Origin of the sequence: Mycobacterium shimoidei, assembly GCF_900417275.1 — a bacterium.
In the GTDB taxonomy this organism is placed as follows: domain Bacteria; phylum Actinomycetota; class Actinomycetes; order Mycobacteriales; family Mycobacteriaceae; genus Mycobacterium; species Mycobacterium shimoidei.
Genome location: NZ_UEGW01000001.1, coordinates 4528500 through 4543983 on the forward strand (window position 1 = coordinate 4528500; position 15484 = coordinate 4543983).

15 protein-coding genes and 1 pseudogene are annotated in these 15484 nt (G+C 65.7%); 7 read left to right on the forward strand and 9 right to left on the reverse strand.

The features are described from left to right. Positions 1-100 precede the first annotated feature (100 nt). Positions 101-1639 (forward strand): ATP-dependent DNA ligase, encoded by a 1539-nt coding sequence (locus MSP7336_RS21950; protein ID WP_069395066.1) that lies wholly within the window; start codon positions 101-103, stop codon positions 1637-1639. A gap of 480 nt (positions 1640-2119) precedes the next feature. Continuing rightward, positions 2120-2689 (forward strand): annotated as a pseudogene (locus MSP7336_RS24720) (phosphatase PAP2 family protein); the annotation flags it as partial. A gap of 84 nt (positions 2690-2773) precedes the next feature. On the opposite strand, the gene MSP7336_RS24365 reads toward MSP7336_RS24720, so the two are convergent. Next, positions 2774-3763, reverse strand: coding sequence for a D-2-hydroxyacid dehydrogenase family protein (locus MSP7336_RS24365; RefSeq protein WP_084226343.1), 990 nt, complete (start codon positions 3761-3763; stop codon positions 2774-2776). Positions 3764-3816: 53 nt separating this feature from the next. On the opposite strand from MSP7336_RS24365, the gene MSP7336_RS21965 reads away from it, so the two are divergent. Genes MSP7336_RS21965 through MSP7336_RS21980 form a run of 4 tightly spaced genes read left to right on the forward strand, consistent with a single transcriptional unit; the run spans position 3817 to position 8645 of the window. Then, the gene (locus MSP7336_RS21965; protein WP_113964593.1) at positions 3817-4584 is read left to right on the forward strand and encodes a TetR/AcrR family transcriptional regulator; all 768 of its coding nucleotides are present in this window, start codon (positions 3817-3819) and stop codon (positions 4582-4584) included. Continuing rightward, positions 4557-5528: an enoyl-CoA hydratase/isomerase family protein gene (locus MSP7336_RS21970; protein WP_069395068.1), complete on the forward strand. Its 972-nt coding sequence runs from the start codon at positions 4557-4559 to the stop codon at positions 5526-5528. Before MSP7336_RS21965 ends, MSP7336_RS21970 begins: the two co-directional genes overlap by 28 nt. Before the next feature lie 10 nt (positions 5529-5538). Further along, positions 5539-7884 carry a CaiB/BaiF CoA transferase family protein gene (locus MSP7336_RS21975; protein WP_113964594.1) on the forward strand — a complete coding sequence of 782 codons (2346 nt, stop codon included), beginning with the start codon at positions 5539-5541 and terminating at the stop codon, positions 7882-7884. Then, positions 7881-8645 (forward strand): SDR family NAD(P)-dependent oxidoreductase, encoded by a 765-nt coding sequence (locus MSP7336_RS21980; protein ID WP_113964595.1) that lies wholly within the window; start codon positions 7881-7883, stop codon positions 8643-8645. Before MSP7336_RS21975 ends, MSP7336_RS21980 begins: the two co-directional genes overlap by 4 nt. 22 nt (positions 8646-8667) lie before the next feature. Here MSP7336_RS21980 and MSP7336_RS21985 read toward each other — a convergent pair whose 3' ends face one another. The 8 genes from MSP7336_RS21985 to MSP7336_RS22020 all read right to left on the reverse strand — a co-directional run bounded on the left by MSP7336_RS21985 (position 8668) and on the right by MSP7336_RS22020 (position 14769). Then, positions 8668-9093, reverse strand: coding sequence for a limonene-1,2-epoxide hydrolase family protein (locus MSP7336_RS21985; RefSeq protein ID WP_113964596.1), 426 nt, complete (start codon positions 9091-9093; stop codon positions 8668-8670). Positions 9094-9102: 9 nt separating this feature from the next. Then, the gene (locus MSP7336_RS21990; protein WP_069395072.1) at positions 9103-10224 is read right to left on the reverse strand and encodes a M24 family metallopeptidase; all 1122 of its coding nucleotides are present in this window, start codon (positions 10222-10224) and stop codon (positions 9103-9105) included. Continuing rightward, the gene (locus tag MSP7336_RS21995; RefSeq protein ID WP_069395073.1) at positions 10214-11434 is read right to left on the reverse strand and encodes a M24 family metallopeptidase; all 1221 of its coding nucleotides are present in this window, start codon (positions 11432-11434) and stop codon (positions 10214-10216) included. The genes MSP7336_RS21990 and MSP7336_RS21995 overlap by 11 nt, the downstream gene beginning before the upstream one ends. Continuing rightward, positions 11431-12642, reverse strand: a complete 1212-nt coding sequence (locus tag MSP7336_RS22000; protein ID WP_372507613.1) for a cytochrome P450 — start codon at positions 12640-12642, stop codon at positions 11431-11433. Before MSP7336_RS22000 ends, MSP7336_RS21995 begins: the two co-directional genes overlap by 4 nt. Before the next feature lie 11 nt (positions 12643-12653). After that, on the reverse strand, positions 12654-13322 hold the full coding sequence (locus MSP7336_RS22005) for a TetR/AcrR family transcriptional regulator (RefSeq protein WP_069395075.1): 669 nt from the start codon (positions 13320-13322) through the stop codon (positions 12654-12656). A gap of 29 nt (positions 13323-13351) precedes the next feature. Then, positions 13352-13780 carry a VOC family protein gene (locus MSP7336_RS22010; RefSeq protein WP_069395076.1) on the reverse strand — a complete coding sequence of 143 codons (429 nt, stop codon included), beginning with the start codon at positions 13778-13780 and terminating at the stop codon, positions 13352-13354. A gap of 81 nt (positions 13781-13861) precedes the next feature. Then, positions 13862-14284, reverse strand: a complete 423-nt coding sequence (locus MSP7336_RS22015; protein ID WP_069395183.1) for a VOC family protein — start codon at positions 14282-14284, stop codon at positions 13862-13864. A gap of 5 nt (positions 14285-14289) precedes the next feature. Then, positions 14290-14769, reverse strand: a complete 480-nt coding sequence (locus tag MSP7336_RS22020; RefSeq protein WP_069395077.1) for a helix-turn-helix transcriptional regulator — start codon at positions 14767-14769, stop codon at positions 14290-14292. A 109-nt stretch (positions 14770-14878) separates the two neighbouring features. Between MSP7336_RS22020 and MSP7336_RS22025 the strand changes: the two genes are divergently transcribed. Beyond that, positions 14879-15484, forward strand: coding sequence for a TetR/AcrR family transcriptional regulator (locus MSP7336_RS22025; protein WP_069395078.1), 606 nt, complete (start codon positions 14879-14881; stop codon positions 15482-15484).

The window sequence follows — 15484 nt, forward strand, 5'->3', positions numbered from 1 at the left end:
GTGCCGATTGGCCCGGCTCCTCTGCATCGTCGCCAGCCTTAACCAAGCACGTTATCGCGGCGCCACGTGACGTTGTCGGGCAGGCGTGTAAAGCTGGGCTGTGCTGCTGAGCGACGTGGCCGCCGCCTCGGTCGACGTGAGCGGCTCCGCATCCCGACGAGCAAAAATCGCGCGGATCGCTGAACTACTCAGCCGAGCCGACGCCGACCCCAAACTGGTCGCCGTCATCGTGTCGTGGCTTTCCGGTGAGCTGCCGCAACGCCAAATCGGGGTGGGCTGGGCGGCATTGCGGTCCTTACCGGCGCCCGCCGCGCAACCGAGCCTGACAGTCATCGAGGTCGACGCCACGCTCTCGGAGATCCGCGCCGTGTCGGGCAAGGGCTCGCAGGCCCGCCGCGCCGCCCTCCTCGCCGGGTTGTTCGCGTCGGCCACCGAAGCCGAGCAGACATTCCTGCGGCGCCTGCTCGGCGGTGAGCTGCGCCAGGGCGCGCTGGCCGGCGTGATGGCCGATGCGGTCGCCGCCGCCGCCCAGATCCCCGCCGCGGCGGTACGACGCGCCGCAATGCTTGGCGGCGACCTGCCCGCGGTCGCGGCGGCCGCGCTCACCGGCGGAGCACCGGCTTTGGACGAGTTCACCCTCCGGGTGGGCCGACCCGTCGGTCCGATGCTGGCCCAGACGGCAGCCGGTGTTGCCGAGGCGCTCGAAAAGCTCGGCGGCACAGCGATATTCGAGGCGAAGCTGGACGGAGCGCGGGTGCAGGTGCACCGGGCCGGTGATCAGGTCACCGTGTACACCCGAAGCCTCGACGACGTCACCGCACGGCTGCCGGAGGTAGTCGAGGCGACGCTGGCATTGCCGGTCACCGACCTGATCGCCGACGGGGAGGCGATCGCATTGCGGCCCGACGGCCGCCCGCATCCGTTCCAGGTCACCGGGTCGCGTTTCGGCCGCTCCGTCGACATCGCGGCCGCCCGAACCGCCCAGCCGCTGTCGGTGTTCTTCTTCGACGTCTTGCACCGCGACGGGGTGGACCTGCTCGACGCGCCCGCCACCGAGCGGGCGGCGGTGCTCGACGAGATCACACCGTCGCGGCATCGAGTCGATCGGCTGGTCACCGGCGACGCGACCGCCGCCGCCGACTTCCTCGACGCCACACTGGCCGCCGGCCACGAAGGAGTGATGGCCAAGGCGCTGACCGCACCGTACGAGGCCGGGCGCCGCGGCGCCGGCTGGCTCAAGGTCAAACCGGTGCACACCCTCGACCTGGTGGTGCTGGCCGTCGAGTGGGGATCCGGTCGGCGTAGTGGCAAGCTCTCCAACATCCACCTCGGCGCCCGGGATCCCGCCACCGGCGGCTTCGTCATGCTGGGCAAGACGTTCAAGGGCATGACCGATGCCATGCTGGACTGGCAGACGGCCCGGTTCACCGAGCTGGCCGTCGGCGGCACCGCCGGCTATGTGGTGCAACTACGGCCCGAGCAGGTGGTCGAGATCGCGTTCGACGGGATCCAGCGCTCGTCGCGCTACCCCGGCGGGCTGGCGCTGCGATTCGCCCGGGTGCTGCGCTACCGCGACGACAAAAGCCCAGCCGAAGCCGACACGATCGACACCGTGCGGGCACTGTACGACCGAAGTTAAGGCTCCGCCGGCGAAGGTTACGGCAATATGTACAGACAGTGCATTGCCGTCGTCGATGGGGAGTCTGCTCTGGTGTCAGTGGCAACCGGTGAAGATGCCCATGAACGGGCGGTACCGTGCTCAGCAACCATCGACGAAACCCGTGACCGGCGATTGACGATGCTGCGCCGCATCGCGGTGGCGGTGTGGCTGCTGGTCGTGGTCTATCGGACGGTGACCGCGGGGCTGGCGTTCAACCGCGAATTACTGCTGCTCTACATCGCGACCGGGCTGATGGCCGCCAGCATCGGCCGCCGTCAGAAGGTGTTCGCGGTCGTGCGCGACTGGCTGCCCTTCGCCGTGGTGCTTCTGGTGTACGACCTCAGCCGCGGAGCGGCGACGCTGCTCGGCGCGCCCTGTCTGTGGCAGTTGCAGCCACAGGCGGACCGGTGGATGTTTTTCGGGACGGTCCCGACGGTGTGGCTGCAGGAGCACCTCAAGATGGCAGACCCGCCCTGGTGGGAAGTCATTATCAGCGCCGTCTACATGTCGTTCTTCCTGCTGCCCTATGTGGTCGCCGGTTTCCTCTGGCTACGCGACCGGGCCGATTGGGCGGCTTTCGTGCGACGGTTCGTCGCGCTGTCTTTCACCGCGCTGATCGTCTACATCGTGATGCCCTCGGCGCCACCGTGGGCCGCCGCACGCTGCACCGCCCATGACGTCACGGGCGGGCCGTCGAACCCGCCGTGCATGTACCGAAGCCCCGCCGGCGTGCCCGACGGCGGCCTGCTGGGTGCAATGCACGTCCACCAGGCCGGCGCACATAGCTTCGTGGAGCGGATCTCCACGCGCGGCTGGGGCACGCTGCACCTGCAGTCCGCGGGGGCATTAGTGAATTCCGGGCAGGCCAGCGTGAACTTGGTGGCGGCCATCCCGTCGCTGCACGCGGGGCTGTCGGCGCTGGTCGTGATGTTCCTGTGGCGCCGCGTTCGAGCAACGTGGCGTCCCCTGCTGGTTGTCTACGCGTTGACGATGGCGTTCGCTCTGGTCTATTCGGCCGAGCACTACGTCATCGACATCCTGCTCGGGTGGGCGCTGGCGGCGATCATGATGTGGGTGATCGGCTACCTCGAGGCGCGCTGGACGCGCCGCCGCTCATCCGGCAGCGACGTCGTCGAGCCAGCGGGCGATCTTGCTGGCGGCCTCGCCGTAGAAAGTCCGGTAGACCAGGTCGGCGACGTAGCCGATATGCGGGGTGGCCACCACGGTGTTCAGCGTGCGCAGTGGGTGTTCGGCGGGCAACGGCTCGATGTCGAAGACATCGAGGCCGGCTCCCGCGAGCCGGTGGGAGCGCAATGCCTCGATCAAAGCCACCTCGTCGACGATCGGCCCGCGCGAGGTGTTGACTAGCAACGCCGTCGGCTTCATCAACCCCAATTCGGCCGCACCCACCAGTCCGCGAGTGCGTTCACTCAACACCAGATGGATGGTCAATACGTCAGCGCGGCTGAACAATTCGTCTTTGCCGACATAGGTAGCCCCCGCAGCTTGGGCGGCGTCGGGAGTCAAGTTGGTGCTCCACGCGATGACGTCCATGCCGAATGCCGCGCCGACCCGTGCGACGCGGCTTCCGATCCGGCCCAAACCCAGCACCCCTAATACCGCTCCGCCGAGCTGCCGACCGACCGACATCTGCCAGCCACCGGCGCGCACCGACGAGGCCTCGTCGACGATGCGTCGAGCAGCGGCCAGGATCAGCGCCCAGGTCAATTCGACCGTGGACTCGATGTATCCACCGGTGCCGCTGATGTGGATGCCGCGCTCCTTGGCGGCTGCCACGTCGATCGAAGCATTGAACGGGCCGGTAGAGGCGATCATCCTCAGCCGCGGCAACCGCTCGATGATGCTGCGCGACAACGGCGTTCGCTCACGCATCACGCACACCACGTCGAACGGGGCCAGCCTCTCGACAACGGCGTCGGGCTCGGCGAGGTGATCGTTGAAAACGGTGATTTCCGCGCGGGCCGCCACCGGTGACCAGTCGGCCATGCTCAGCGCGACGTTCTGGTAATCGTCGAGAATCGCAACCTTCACCGTGCCAATGTCGCACACGGCGATCGGGCTAGGCGTAAACACTACGAACATAGAGTAGTCTCCTTCGTGACGACACCGGAATCGAGATCGCGAACGGAACTGCCATAGCGAAGCGACGCAGGCCCAACCCCGCCGAGCGCCGACGCGAACTTTGCGACGCGGCGATCCAGTTGCTGGGTGAAGACGGCGCCAAGGGCTTGAGCCATCTCAAGGTCGACGGCCGGGCCGGGGTCCCCGCCGGCACGACGTCCTTTTACTTCCGCACCCGCTCGGCACTGCTGCGCGCGGTCGCCGAACGCATGGCCGAACTCGACCTCGCACGCTTGGCGTCCGTCGCCGACAGTGCTCCGTCAAAGGCCGGTGCCACCGCGTCGACGTTGGCCCGACTGGTCATTGAATCCGGTGAGGAGCCGGAACTGACCCGCACGAAAGCGCGCTACGAGCTCACCATGCAGGCAACCCGCGACCCGGCGATGGCCGCGACGTTGCAGCGCGGCACAGACGCATTCACCAAACTGCATCACGACATCCTGGTGCAGCTTCTGCCCCGCGGCGCGGAGCTGGACCCTGCTGTCGTCGACGACCTGAGCAACGTCACGCTGACGTTCATCAACGGCCTCTTGCTGCGGTTCGCACACGGCGACCGGATCATCGACACGCCCGAGCAGCTCGACGGAGTCTTGGCGGCCATCGCCACGGGCATCTTGACGAGCAAGCAGCGGGGGCACCTTACTCACGACAGCGCGCCGCGCCACCCTGCCCCGGTTAAGCGGAAAGTACAAACCACCCAAAGCCGCTCCAGCGCTGACACACTGGCGGCGGCACCAACGACGGGAGACGATCAATGCCTGAATACGACTATGAGCAAATGAAGAAAGACGCCGCGCCGTTCATCAAATTCGAAAAGGACGTCAAGAACAGGATCGCCTATATCACCTTCGATCGCCCGGACGCGCAGAACTCCACCACGCTGGGCATGCGCCAGAACTATGCCGATCTGATCCACAAGTGCAACGTCGACGACGATGTCAAGGTGATCGTAATCCGGGGCGAGGGCGAGGATTTCGGCAGCGGCGGTGACCTACCCGAACAGCGCGGCATGCTGGAGAACCCCGGCATGCCACTGCTGCACGAGCTTGCGATCAACGACGACAACGTCAAATATCCGCCGGGTGGCTCCTACCGCTACCTGTCGACGGTCACCGACTTCTACGCCAAGGCGCCCGCCGGCAATCGGCCCCTTCAAGAGCTGCGCAAGATCAGCATCGTCGAGGCCAAGGGCTACTGCTACGGCTGGCATTTCTATCAGGCCGGGGACGCCGATCTGGTTATCTCCTCCGACGACGCCCTGTTCGGTCATCCGGCGTTTCGCTATGTCGGCTGGGGTCCGCGACTGTGGTGGTGGGCCGAAACCATGGGACTGCGAAAGTTCTCCGAAATGCTGTTCACCGGCAGGCCGTTCAGCGCGAAGGAAATGTACGAGTGCGGGTTCGTCAACAGCGTCGTGCCGCGCGAGAAACTCGAAGAGGAGACGATGAAGTACGCGCTGGCCTGCTCGCGCTCTCGCCCCACCGACACCGTTGCGGTACAGAAGACCTTCCTCGAGCTGTACAAGCAGCACAAGGGTGAGTACTTCGGCAGCCTTTTGACCGGCATGGTGGAAGGCATGCTTCCGTTGATCCAAAACGATCAAGTCAACGAGGTCGATTTGACGGAGGGGACGTTCAGCAAGGGCCTGAACAACGTGGTCAAGGACAACGACATGAACTTCCCGCCCGAGTGGCGCCTGTCCCGCTCGGGACGCAATAAGCCTTGATGGCAAGCGCATGTCGGTACTGACTGGCATCAGGATCGTCGAGCTGGCCGAATCGGTGGCCGGCGAATACTGCGGAAAGCTACTCGCCGACTTTGGCGCCGACGTCATCAAGGTCGAGCGACCCGGGTGCGGTTCTGCGACCCGGGCGATGGCCCCCATCGTCGATGGAACCAGCGGGCTGTTCGCCTATCTCAATACTTCAAAGCGCTCGGTCGAACTCGACCTCACTTCCGCGGCCGGAGTCGAACGGCTGCACGAGGTCATCGCGTCCGCCGACGCCGTTATCGACGACCGTTCGTCCGACGCCGAGCTGGCCGGTCGGCACCCAACCGTGCAGATCTGCTCGATCACCCCGTACGGGCAAAAGGCAGCGCCGGAGCTACAGAACGTCAAGAGCCTCAACGTCTTCCACAGCAGCGGGTGGGGCTACCACACCCCCAGTCATGCCGACCCGGCGAAGCCACCGCTCAAAGGACCTGGCTGCTTCCTGGCCGACTACGAAGCTGGCCTCGACGCCGCGCTGTGCCTGGCGGCGTCGCTGTTCTGGCATCTGCACACCGGGCGGGGCCAGTTCATCGATGTATCCCAGCAGGCGGTGCTGGTGTCGCGCGCCGACTGCGTCGTGGGTCGGTTCATCAGCGGTGAGATCGCCCCGCAAAACAGCCGCGATGACTACGACCAGCAGGGCCCGGCCTCTTTTTTCGCCTGCGCGGACGGGTTTGTCTACCTGTATATGACCAGCGTCCAGCACTGGGCCGGGCTGAAAACATTGCTGGGCCATCCGCACTGGCTCGACGCATTCGACGACGACTGGCTCGAATTCTCCGTGACCCCAGAGAAGGTCGCGACCTTCCAGCGGGGGTTTGCGTCCTGGGTGCGGACCCAGCTCAAAGACGAGACGACCGAAAAGGCCCAGAAGCTGGGCGTGCCGCTGGTTCCGGTCAACGACGCGGCCGCGCTGCGCGATTCGCCGCAGTACCGGCATCGCGGCTTCTTTGCGGAGGTGACGCACCCGACACTGGGTACGGTCACCCACCCCACAGTGCCGTACCGCTTGAGCACCACACCGGCGTACATTCGCTGCCCTGCACCGGCTCTCGGTCAGCACACCGCCGAGGTACTCGACGGTCTCGCCACCGCACGCGCCCGCCCGGCCGTGCAGTCGCCGCAACTCAAAACCCCGAAGACGGCGCGCGGCGGACCGTTGCAAGGAGTTCGCGTGGTCGAGCTCACGAAGGTGTGGGCCGGCCCGTACGCCGGCAAGCTGCTGGCGTTTCTCGGCGCCGAAGTGATCAAAGTCGAGACCGCCGCCAACCCCGAGGAGATGCGCGCCTACGGCGGCACCGACATCAACCACGCGCCGTTTTTCCTCAGCATCAACCCGGAAATCCTCAGCGTGGACCTGGATCTCAAGTCACCGGCCGGACTGGATCGGCTGCGTGGCCTGATCGCCCGCAGCGACATCGTCATCGACAACCTGCGGCCCGGCGCGATGGAACGCCTGGGTCTGGGCTACCCGCAATTGAAGGCGATCAAGCCCGACATCGTCGCGGTGTCGATCAAGATGTGGGGAAACGACGGACCGCTGGGCTACCAGACCGGGTATGCGCCATGCTTTGCGGCGCTGGCCGGACTCGCTTCGCTGGTGGGCTATCCGGGCGGTGCTCCGCTGGGGGCCAGTATGCGCTACGGCGATTCCACGGTGGGCGCGGCGGCCGCGTTCGCCGCCACGGTCGCACTACTGCACCGGGAGCTCAGCGGAGAAGGGCAGTTCGTCGACGTGTCGGCGGTGGAAACCCTAACGTCGATGATCGGTGACCGTCTTTTCGAATACGGCTTGACCGGACGGGAACTCGAACCGGACGGCAATGCCCATCCCGACATGTGCCCGCACAATTGTTATCCGTGCGCCAACGGCGAGTGGGTCAGCGTCGCGGTGGTTGACGACGCGCAATGGCGTCAGCTGTGCACGGTGCTCGAGGCCGGCGCGCTGGCCGATGACCCGCGCTACGCCAGTCTGGCCGGCCGACAACAGCATGTCGAGGCGCTGGACGCCGAGATCGCCCGCCTCACCGTCCGCCATGACGCCGAACAGTTGGCGCAGCGATTGCGGTCGGCCGGTATCCCGGCGAGCAAGAGCGCGACATCACTGGACGTGATCGGCGACCAGTTGCTGTGGGAGCGCGAGTTTTACCGCTTCGTCAGCGACCATCGCGAAGGGCAGCGACCTATTTTGGGACCGCCCTGGCGAATGTCGGGCACAGACGCGCAGATCGCCCGGGGTGCACCGGATTTGGGTGAACACAACGACTACGTCTTCCAGCAGATCATCGGTGCCGGCGTGGACGTGATATGACCGGCGCCCTGGAAAACACCGCCGCGCTGGTGACCGGAGCCAGCAGCGGCATCGGCGCGGCCACCGCCCGGGTGCTGGCCGCCGAGGGCGCCGCGGTCGCCCTTGTCGCACGGCGCGCTGATCGGCTCGAGCAGCTGAAAGCCGAGATCGAATCGGCGGGCGGGACCGCGCTGGTGGCGCCGGCCGACGTCACGAAGGCCGACCAGGTAGCGGCGGCGGTCGAGCACGCCGTCAGCGAGTTCGGCCGGCTCGACACCGTGGTGAACAACGCCGGCCTCCTGGGCATGGGGACAGCCACCGAGGCGACGCTGCAGGACTGGGATGACCTGGTAGCGGTGAACATTCAGGGTGTCCTCTACGTTACGCACGCCACGGTTCCTCACCTCATCGATGCGGCGGCCAGCTCACCGCGCGGTGTCGCCGACTTGGTCACCATCAGCTCCACCGCCGGCTGGGTGGCTCGGCCGGGCACCGCGGTCTATTCGCTGACCAAGTTCGGGGTCAACGCATTCAGCGAAGGAATCCGCCAAGAGCTGATCGGCAAACGGGTTCGAGTCGGTGTTGTCGGACCCGGCACCGTCGACACCGAGATCAACACCCACCTGCCGGCCGAGTCCCGCGAGGCCTTTGACCGTCGCACCGCAGGCATGGTCAAGCTGCGGCCCGACGATATCGCCGACGCGGTGCGCTACATGGTGACTCGTGATCGCCGGGTGGCGGTCAACCACATGCTGGTGCGCGCCGCCGAGCAGACCTGGTGATCGACGACCGGCGCCGCGGCGTTCACTGGCCGATTTGGGCGAACATCTGCATCGGATCAATGCCGAGCTGCTGTGCGATGTCGCCGGTATCCCAGTATTCGCGCCAGCAGGTAATCGCGCCGTCACGAACTTCGAAGATGGCGGTGACATGGAACGTGACCCTGGTGTCGCCGATGCGATTCACGTCGACCCGCTCGACCACCACAGTACTGTCGTTGGAGACCACCGCGCGGATCTCGCTGCCGTCGATCATGCCCGTCGACAGCTGGTTGTGTTTCTCCAGCTCGGCGCGCGCGGCGTCACGTCCGTAAATGACCGGTGAGAGCGGCACACTGAGCTGCCACACGAAGTCCTCGGCCATCAACGCCGTCATGGCGTCGACATCCATATGCTCGCCGTATGCGGCGTGCACGAAGTCGAGCACGACCCGTTCGATCTCGCTTCCCATGCTGTACTCCTAAGGACCCCCGGGGCTTTTGGTCAATCGCTGCGCCCCGTCGTCGGTGACGACAACGACCTCCCGTCCGAATACCGCCCCCACGCCCTGCTGCCACACATAGCCGGTGAGCGCCAGGATCATTCCCGGATCGAGTCGCTCCTGCTGCGCGGTTGCGGACAACACCGGAGACACCACAGGTGGATCGAAGCCCAAGCCCAGGCCGTGCGCGACGGGCATCGCCGGCAACGGCTCCCCCACCGCGTCATAGGCCGCGAGCAGGCTGCTGGCTGGGGCGCCCGGGCGACACACGGCAAACAGGCTGTCCCACAACCTATCCGAACGTTGATAGAGCTTGTCGACAGACTTGTAATCAACCCGGCCCACCGGAAAAGTCCGACCCACTTCGCCGAGGTATCCGCCGGCCAGCGCGCCAGCGGCCAACGCGACCAGGTCACCGGATCGCACGCGCCCATCACCGTTGGCCCGTCGCCACGGATGTTCCCGGGAGGTCACCCAGGCGGCGTCCTGGGTCGCGGGCGTGCTGACACCGCCTGCGGCCATCGCCTCCAGCACCGCGCCCGCCAACGTCTTCTCCGACATCTCGGGCTGCAATTCCGCTACAGCTGCGGCGATTCCCGCTTCGGCGACCCGCACAGCCGTGCTCATCGCCGCGATCTCCTCCGACGTCTTGATTCGACGCGCCGCCCCCATGGCCGGTTCCGCGTCGACGAGTTCGGCGTTGGGAAACGCCGAAGGCAGCAGCTTGGCGAAAGTCGGTGAGATCGCGTCGGTTCCGACCCGCCGCGCGGTGGATGCGCCATCGATGTTCTTCAGCACCGCGATCAGCGTCAGCGGATTCCAGGCCAGGCCATAGAGATGGTCGCGGCCGATCTCCTCCGGAATCCCTTCGTCCCAAGTGCTGTTCAGGTGAATTTCGCCGGTAGCCCGCACCACAACGCAGACCGGACCGAACGGCCGGGTCCCGGCGATCCACAACTGCGGCGCCCCGGTGACATAGCGGACGTTGGCTTGTCGCCCCAGCACCAGGACGTCCAGATCATGTGCCTCCATCTGCTGCAGCGCACGCCGGCGACGCGCCGTCCGCAGGGCCCGATCGTCGGGCGTGATCTCAGCAGCCATACGGCGCATAGGGGTAGTCGGTGATCTGGACGAACCCGTCTTCGGTAGTCACGATGATCTCCTCACTGCGATAACCGCCGGTGCCGTCCTCCCACACCACCGGTTCGAGCACCAGCAACATGCCCGCCGGGAACACGAAGTTGTCGTCGAATTCCTCGCCCAGATCCGTTCCGATCATCGGTGCTTCGGCCGGGTAGGTGCCTATCCCGTGGCCGAGATAGAAGTGCGGCAGCCACGGTTTGCGGCCGCCGTTCGCGGCGATCGCCGCGCGCGCCAAATCGCCTGACGTCGCACCGGCTTTGGTGACCGCGAGTACCGCGTCGAGGATGCTGCGCCACTGCCGAAATTGGTCCTGCTGGCGCGGCGACGGATCGGCGCCGACCAGCCAGGTGCGACCAAAGTCCGAGCAGTAACCGCGGTAGGTGATGCTGACGTCCGTCCAGAGCACATCGCTCTTCTGCAGTTCACGCTCCGTGGTCAGCAGCGGCAGCGCCAGATCCCCGTGAGTCGTCCACACCCCCTCGGCCCGAGAACTCGGCATGACCTGCCAGATCGCCTCCAACATGTTCGCGGTCGCGCCGAGTTCGAAGGCACGACGCACGAACGCCGCCGACAGATCGACCTGACGCACGCCGGGCGCCAGCGCACGCTGCACATCGACGACGGCCTGTTCGGTGATGCGTGACGCCCTGCGGACACACGAGATCTGGTCCGGAGTCTTGACCAGGTTGGCCGCGTCGACCACCGCCGCGGCGTCTGACGGCGGACCGCCGGGAAACAGCCGGTCTGCTGCCCGCCGCATCGCCCCGGTTAGTTCGTCGACCGCCACCACGGTGCCGGCCGGGATCAGCTCTGCGATCGTCTTAGCGAAATGCTCTATCCCCTCGTCGAATTCGAGATACAGCGGGCCATGCACGTGGTCGGCCGGCAGCTGAGTCTCCGATGCCGCGCCGCCCCGAAACGGCATGAACAGATGCGGATACTCGTCGTCGGCCAGCACGATCGCCACCGGGCGCTCGACGTGCGACAGGCCCGCGTCCAACAACGGCCAGCTGGCGCCCGTCGCGTAGGTGACATTGCCGTTCATCAGCAAGATCAGCGCGTCGACGCCCTGGCGGGCCATCTCCGACCGGAGCCGGGCACCGATGTCGCGGCGCATGCGGCCGACATCCGGCTCGTCGGGAATCTCGATCGTCGGTGCTGCCGTCATGTCCAGCAGACGGGTAGTTCGTAGAGCCCATAGGCCAGCGCGTCGTGTTTGAACGGCAAATCCTGTATCGGGACGGCCAGCCGCAGGGTGGGAATCCGCCGCAGCAATGTGTGCAAGACGATCTGCAATTCCATCCGGGCCAGCTGCTGGCCCACACATTGGTGACGGCCGTAGCCGAACCCAACGTGCGGCATCGTTTCGGTGCGCTGCAGGTCCAGCCGGTGCGGGTCGGCAAAGACCGCCGCGTCCCAATTCGCCGGTGGGATATCGAGGACGATGCCTTCCCCGGCGCGGATCACCTCGCCGGCGACTTCGATGTCTTCGACGGCTACTCGCCGCTGACCGGTTTGGATGATGCTCAGGTAGCGCATCAGCTCTTCGATCGCGTCGGCAATGAACTTCGGGTCGTCGCTGTCACGCAGCAGCGCTGCCTGGTCCGGATGTTCCAGCAGCGCGACGACGCTCAGCGAGAGCATGTTGGCCGTCGTCTCGTGCCCGGCGATCAACACCCCGGTGGCCAGCTGCGCGGCTTCGCGCACGCTCAGTTCTTCGGCGTTGACCCGCTCAGCAAGATCGGACACCAGATCTTCGGTCGGATCGGTTGCCTTGGCGCGCACCAGGTTCGCCAGATATTTCGCTAATGCCGTTGCACCCTCTGCGGATTCCTCGGCAGTGGCGTAGCGGCCCATCCCCTTGTGGGCTTGCTCTTGAAAGAACTCGGCGTCCTCATACGGCACACCCAGTAGCTGGCTGATCACCAGCGACGGTATCGGCAGCGCGAGCTTGCTCACCAGGTCGGCCGGTTGCGGGCCGGCCAGGATGGCGTCGATGTGATCGTCGGTGATCTGCTGCACCGCCGCGCGCAGCGCCTCGACCCGCTTGAACGTGAACGGCTTGGACAGCATCCGGCGAAACCGGGTGTGCTCTTCGGCATCGGAGGTGAACACCGACCGCGGGCGCTTGTGCACGGTAGCCAGCATGCCCTCGTTCCAGTGCGGATATCCGGGCCGACGGTCGTCGACGCTGGCCCGCGAGTCACCGAACAACGAACGGATGGCGTCATACCCGGTGATCAGCCACGGAGTGCTGCCGTCCCAGATGCGCACCCTACTCAGGGGTTTGACGGCGTTGAGTTCCAATACTTTTGGCGGGGGCGCCAACGGACAACTCGCCGACCGTGTCATCGGATAATACGGCGTGTCGTCCATGGCGCTCCTCGTCATGTGCGGCTTGTAGTCCCGATGGGCGCCTGTAACAGTGCGACGATCGCGTCGACGAGTCCGTCGGCGGCCTGCGTCCAACCCGACGATGAGTGCGATCCCGCGAACTCGCCTTCGTGCTCCGCGCAGGTGTGCATCAGCAGATTGCGAACCATGACGGTACGTTCGGCGCGGACCCGCCTGGGCAAATCGGGAAGACAACGACTGATGCCGTCGAGTGCCTGCACCAACAGCGGCGAGGCAAGCGCGTCTTTGGCCACGACTTGGCGATAGGTCGGGTCGGCCATGGCCTGGGCCGCGAAACGCGCATACCAACTCGGGGTACCCAGAGCGGCCAGATGATCGGTGAGTGGGCGTACCAAACAGCCCACCCAGTCCCGCAAGTCGGAGGATTCACCGATGTCGGCAAGCATCTGGCGGCGCAAGTTTTCGATTGGCGCACGGTGTTTGCTTTCGATGGCCCGCAGCAGATCAGTGCGGGTGCCGAAGTGATAGCACGCTGCGGCGTTGTTTCCCTGCCCGGCGGCTTCGCTGATTTGCCGGTTGGACACCGCATACATGCCGCGCTCGGCCAACAGCCGTTCGGCCGCGGTCAGGATTGCCTCACGGGTCGCCATGGACCGGTCGGTGTGCAACACCCTCGCAGCCGTCACCGCCTCAGTGAACACCCCCGTGATGCTTAAATCAAGCGATTTATTTAGCGGGGCGGGGTCCAGTGTTCACCCGAAGCGGCACCTTCGGCGGGTTCGTTGACCCCGAACACAAACGGGGCGAACACAACCTCGCGCCCATCGGGATCTCGGTAGGTCACCGCGCCGGTCGCCGCCCAGTAGGGGTGCGAGTCGGTCGGTTGGATCTTCCCGGCACGCAAACCGGCGGTCGCTTGGCGCTGGGCCGCCTCGTCCGGAAAATACAGGCACAACTGCTCGTGGCTGTCGACCGCGACGGGTTCGGTCGCTTCGACGATCTCGAAAGTGACTGCAGCGGTGGGTAACCCGAAAATAGCACCGGTGCTGCCGTAGCTGTTCACGAACGTCGCGCACAGCGGCAGCCCGACAAGGTCGCGGTAGAACGCGACGGTCTCCGCGAAATTGGCGGAGCGGCGGGCGAAGCGGATTGCGCCCATCGAAGTCAACTGATTCGTCACGGCCTCGACGGTAGGACCTCAACCATAGTTCAGGTCAAGTGCTCAACCATGACGACGGGTTCAGCGCCGCTGCTGGAGGCGGATCATGTTGCCCGCGGGGTCGCGCACCGCGCAGTCGCGGATACCGTAGGGCTGCTCGGTCGGCTCTTGAATGATTTCGGCTTGACTGTTTTCCAAACCGGCCTGCAACCGCTCGAATGCGCTGTCCAAATCTTTTGTGGCCAAGAGCAGCATGCCGAAAGTCCCCTTGGCCATCATCTCGGTGACGACGCGGCGCTCGTCGTCGGTGATCCCCGGCGTCACCCCCGGCGGGTGCAGCACGATCGACGTGTCCGGTTGATTGGGCGGACCGACGGTGATCCAGCGCATCTTTCCGCTACCCACGTCCAGACGGACCTCGAAGCCCAAGATGTCGCGGTAGAACGCCAGTGATTCTTCCGGGTCGTCGTGCGGAAGGAAGCTCGAATGAATGGTGATGTCCATGGCCGTCACACTAGGTGCGGCTCGGTGGCGCGTGCTTCTCGATTCCTGATCGGTCTGGTCACTTGTTTTGCCACGCACGGCGGCATTCCCGCCATCGCGTCGGTCGACCGGCGCCGGTAGGCGCTGGGTGGTATGCCGACCAGCTCGGTGAAGCGAGTACTGAACGTGCCCAGCGACGAGCAACCGACGGCGAAGCAGACCTCGGTGACCGACATGTCGCCGCGACGCAGCAGCGCCATCGCACGTTCGATGCGCCGGGTCATCAGATAGGAGTACGGCGACTCGCCATAGGCGATCTTGAACTGGCGCGACAGGTGTCCGGCCGACATGTTCACCCCGCGGGCGAGCACCTCGACGTCCAGCGGCTGAGCGTACTCGCGATCCATCCGGTCGCGGACCTGGCGCAGCAGCTTCAGCTCGCGCAGACGTTGATTTGGTGCGCATCGAGGGGGCACCTGACAAATCGTGCCACGGCGCGGCGCCATTGCCCAGATCTAACTGACTCAAGTCATCAAACACCTACACTTCGGGTATGCGCTCCCGGGGCAAGCGATACTGTCTAGTGATTCCACTCAATCGCAGAAGGATTCGGGCATGGCCGTGACGGACAGGGTGTCAGTGCGTGAGGCGAAACGTCTGCAGACCCGGGAACGTCTCATGGGCGCGGCCATCGCGGAATTCAAGCGGACCGGGATGGCCGACGCCGATGTCGGCACCATCGTCACCGCCGCCGGCGTCGCGCACGGCACGTTCTTCTTTCACTTCCCCACCAAAGAGCACGTTCTTTTGGAGTTGGAACGACGAGAGGAAGAGCGCATCGTCAAGCAGTTCAACCAGTTCCTCAAAGTGCCGCGCGACCTGCCAGCGGTGTTGGCTGAGGCGGTGCGCCTGGTTCTGGGCCTGGAGCGACGGCTGGGCGACGTACTGTTCAACGACTTTCTGGCGCTGCACTTCTCGCAGACCCGGCCGGCCGCGGAGGACGGCAGGGACCACCCCGTGATCGTTCTGGTCGCCGAGCAGATCCAGCTCGCGCGTGACCGCGGCGAGATCGACGCCGAGGTAAATCCGATGAACAGCGCCGTCTTCTTTCTGCTCGGTTTGTACGCGCTGCTGATCACCACTCACGACTGGCCGACACGTCACGCCCTCGTGGACGACTTCGTCACCAGAACTTTGCGCAGCCTGGCGCCGGCGAGCTGA

Excerpts from the sequence above, each read along its gene's own strand:
- MSP7336_RS24365 (WP_084226343.1), bottom strand. The coding sequence starts at position 3,763 with ATGTTCGTAGTGTTTACGCCTAGCCCGATCGCCGTGTGCGACATTGGC.
- MSP7336_RS21970 (WP_069395068.1), top strand. The coding sequence starts at position 4,557 with ATGCCTGAATACGACTATGAGCAAATGAAGAAAGACGCCGCGCCGTTC.
- MSP7336_RS21975 (WP_113964594.1), top strand. The coding sequence starts at position 5,539 with ATGTCGGTACTGACTGGCATCAGGATCGTCGAGCTGGCCGAATCGGTG.
- MSP7336_RS21980 (WP_113964595.1), top strand. The coding sequence starts at position 7,881 with ATGACCGGCGCCCTGGAAAACACCGCCGCGCTGGTGACCGGAGCCAGC.
- MSP7336_RS21985 (WP_113964596.1), bottom strand. The coding sequence starts at position 9,093 with ATGGGAAGCGAGATCGAACGGGTCGTGCTCGACTTCGTGCACGCCGCA.
- MSP7336_RS21990 (WP_069395072.1), bottom strand. The coding sequence starts at position 10,224 with ATGGCTGCTGAGATCACGCCCGACGATCGGGCCCTGCGGACGGCGCGT.
- MSP7336_RS21995 (WP_069395073.1), bottom strand. The coding sequence starts at position 11,434 with ATGACGGCAGCACCGACGATCGAGATTCCCGACGAGCCGGATGTCGGC.
- MSP7336_RS22000 (WP_372507613.1), bottom strand. The coding sequence starts at position 12,642 with ATGGACGACACGCCGTATTATCCGATGACACGGTCGGCGAGTTGTCCG.
- MSP7336_RS22010 (WP_069395076.1), bottom strand. The coding sequence starts at position 13,780 with ATGGGCGCAATCCGCTTCGCCCGCCGCTCCGCCAATTTCGCGGAGACC.
- MSP7336_RS22015 (WP_069395183.1), bottom strand. The coding sequence starts at position 14,284 with ATGGACATCACCATTCATTCGAGCTTCCTTCCGCACGACGACCCGGAA.
- MSP7336_RS22020 (WP_069395077.1), bottom strand. The coding sequence starts at position 14,769 with ATGGCGCCGCGCCGTGGCACGATTTGTCAGGTGCCCCCTCGATGCGCA.
- MSP7336_RS22025 (WP_069395078.1), top strand. The coding sequence starts at position 14,879 with ATGGCCGTGACGGACAGGGTGTCAGTGCGTGAGGCGAAACGTCTGCAG.